This is a genomic window from Arthrobacter sp. H14, assembly GCF_000520495.1.
Taxonomy (GTDB): domain Bacteria; phylum Actinomycetota; class Actinomycetes; order Actinomycetales; family Micrococcaceae; genus Arthrobacter_C.
This window is the reverse complement of the sequence record NZ_KI914678.1, coordinates 24,318-26,167: the sequence shown is the minus strand read 5'-3', so window position 1 is coordinate 26,167 and position 1,850 is coordinate 24,318. Positions and strand designations below refer to the sequence as shown.

At 61.6% G+C, this 1,850-nt stretch carries 2 protein-coding genes and 1 riboswitch; of the genes, one reads left to right on the top strand and one right to left on the bottom strand.

Annotated elements, in window-relative coordinates:
• Positions 1-238, bottom strand: a 238-nt coding sequence (locus Y707_RS27175) for a glutamate-cysteine ligase family protein (RefSeq protein WP_035782393.1), incomplete at its 3' end; no start/stop codon positions are given.
• A gap of 911 nt (positions 239-1,149) precedes the next feature.
• Positions 1,150-1,246: riboswitch (TPP riboswitch) on the top strand.
• On the opposite strand from Y707_RS27175, the gene thiM reads away from it, so the two are divergent.
• The coding region (gene thiM, locus Y707_RS27170) for a hydroxyethylthiazole kinase (protein ID WP_253905236.1) at positions 1,238-1,850 on the top strand (613 nt) is incomplete at its 3' end. Its footprint overlaps the riboswitch before it by 9 nt.

Sequence of the window (1,850 nt, the reverse complement as noted above, 5' to 3'; positions counted from 1 at the left end):
GGGCCCCTGCCGCGCGGGCGGCCGAGTCGGCACTGGCCCGGCTGTCTCTAATGTCGCGTGAGAGGGCCTCCATGCTTTCGTGCGGATGCACCGCAATCTCGGCCTGTTCAAGCTGGAACTCCGTCGTCAACCGCTCATCGGAACTGTGCCGGTCCACTACCTCCTGGCCCAGCGGCAACGGTTCACCACTGACCTCGTCCACCAGGAGCAACTCCTCTTCAACACCAAACGTACGCATCAGAACCTTTCCGGCGCCAAGGCCAGGTACAAGACCGGATAAGGCCGGATGCGGCTGTTACCGTGCGGAACTGGTTATCGTTTCCCCTAATTATCGTCGTGGGACGGTGCCATTCGTCCGGAGCATCTTCAACGGCCCTCGCAACAATAACAAGCACCCGTAGTGGTGCCCGGTTCGGCAGAAAAATTTCCCGTCAACGTGCCTGTTCCGAGCCCAGGTGCCCCTTGCCGGTACCGCTGTGACGGGCTTAGCCTTGAAGCGCTGGCTCCCTTGCTTCCAGTCATCCTCCATTGACGGGCGGGGGAGTCTTCCCATGGACCGATCTCGTTTTGCCGTTAGTGGCCGCGGCTGTGCGAATACCAAGCGGCCAGGCGGGATCGGCCTGAATCCGTGCCCTGGTCGCCTGATGTGGCTCCGCTCGGGGAGATTACTTTGCTTCCTGCTGCAGCCGCTGGGCGAGCATTTGCTTGCCCTGTTCGCCGGCCTTGCGGTTGTTCTCCTGGATTTTGCGGAACCATTCGGCGAGCTAGTTATCGTTCTCATTCTCGGCATCCTGGATGTAGGTCTCCAGCTGCCACACATTGTGCAGCGAGGCTTGAACGGCCTATACGAGGTTGTAGTTTTTGTCTTTCACCGGGCTCTGCGGCGCATTGGCCATAGTGCTCATCTCCTCAGCGATTTGTCAGCATGCTTGTTTTCTGGAATATCCACGCTACGGCCGCCGATTCGCAATGGCAATAGGTGGAACGAACCCGTCAGGGCAGTGAAACCGGCTGAGGCGGTAAGACGATCGCCCGGGAGGGAAGGACCGGTCGCGGTGGCCACGATCACCACACAATTTACGGGCCGCAAGATGAATAATTCCGCAGCCGCTCCGACCGCACAGTTCATCCTTCGGGAGTAGGCTGTGTCGTAGTGACACGGGGTGCCCTGGCGATTGGGGCTGAGATAAGACCCGTTGAACCTGATCTAGTTTGTACTAGCGAAGGAATGTTGCCGATGACTCCCCGCCTGACACCGGATCATGTCGGTACGTTGCTTGACCGGCTGCGGGAAGCCACGCCTTTGGTGCAGTGCCTGACCAATGCGGTGGTGACGAACTTCACCGCGAACGTTCTTCTGGCCCTTGGTGCGGCGCCGGCCATGACAGATATTCCCACCGAGGCTGATCCCTTCGCCCGCATGGCATCGGGGGCGCTGATTAATGTGGGGACACCGCACGAGGAGCAGCGTGCCGGGATGGTCGAAGCGGCCAGGGCCGCCGGCGAGGCCGGCACCCCATGGGTCCTTGACCCTGTGGCGGTGGGTGTACTGCCGGTCCGTACGGCGCTGGCGTCTGTCTTGCTGCGTCATGGTCCGACAGCGATCCGGGCCAACGCCTCGGAGGTCATGGCGTTGGCCGGTCTGGGACAGGGCGGGCGCGGCGTAGATGCCGTTGATACTGCCGAAAGCGCCCTGGACGCGGCCAGTGCACTGTCTCGTCAGCATGGGGCGGTGGTGGCCATCTCCGGTGCAACGGATTTGATTACCGACGGTACCGATACCATCCGGCTCAGCAACGGTCACCCCTACCTGACACAGGTGACCGGCGGCGGTTGTGGACTGGGTGCGG